Here is a 780-nt window from a genome sequence, read left to right as displayed (position 1 = left end):
ATGTCTAATCATCCCACATTAAAATATGGAATATATATGCATGATAGAAATCCAACATATAAGTTATTTAATAATATCCCAGGATTTGATATTAATGAATATTCTTTTTATGCTGGATTAGGCAAGTATGATACAGAATATGACCTATATCAATATAATTTTATGGGATATACAGGTAGATTTATTATAGTCAAGGATGAAAATGGAAATTTTATAGTAAATAAGCTAGATAGAAATAATCTTACTATTACAACAATTCATAGTTCAAAAGATGAAGTATTAACTATAATCATGACGGATGATAAGGGGATTAAATATAGCTTTAATAAACAGGAGATATCATCTAAAGAAATTAATACTATAAAATTAGGTCTTATCAATAGTACTGGAGATGTTCTTTTTAGTACTGGACCCTCACTTTATACTAGTTCTTATCATTTGGATAAAATAATGGATCAAGATACAAATGTATTGGCTTTATTTAGTTATGACCAGCAATCAAGAGTTATATATAACGAGACTGAATCCAAAACTTCCCGAGCTGTAAAAGATATTACATATCAAAATACAGCTATTTCTTTCCCTAGTATAAATCCTGATACAGCACTTCCTGGAAGAGTTGAAACTCAAATAGTGAAGAATACAACATTAACTAAATTATTAACCAAGATTACAATACCAGATCGGGAGGTTATTAATTTCACTTATGAAAAAGGGCGAAATGATTCGAATTATTTTAATTCATCAGAATTGTATAAATTAAAATCTATACAAAGTAAT

At 27.3% G+C, this 780-nt stretch carries 1 protein-coding gene; it reads left to right on the top strand.

Annotation, left to right across the window (positions count from 1 at the left end; translation table 11 throughout):
- Nucleotides 1–36 precede the first annotated feature (36 nt).
- Nucleotides 37–780 (top strand): hypothetical protein (locus AB671_RS21920; RefSeq protein WP_157444307.1); only part of this gene is annotated, 744 nt, incomplete at its 3' end.

It is taken from the genome of Chryseobacterium sp. BGARF1, from assembly GCF_001677955.1.
Lineage (GTDB): Bacteria > Bacteroidota > Bacteroidia > Flavobacteriales > Weeksellaceae > Chryseobacterium.
The sequence above is the reverse complement of the archived record's forward strand: the minus strand, read 5'-3'. Positions and strand labels throughout refer to the sequence as shown.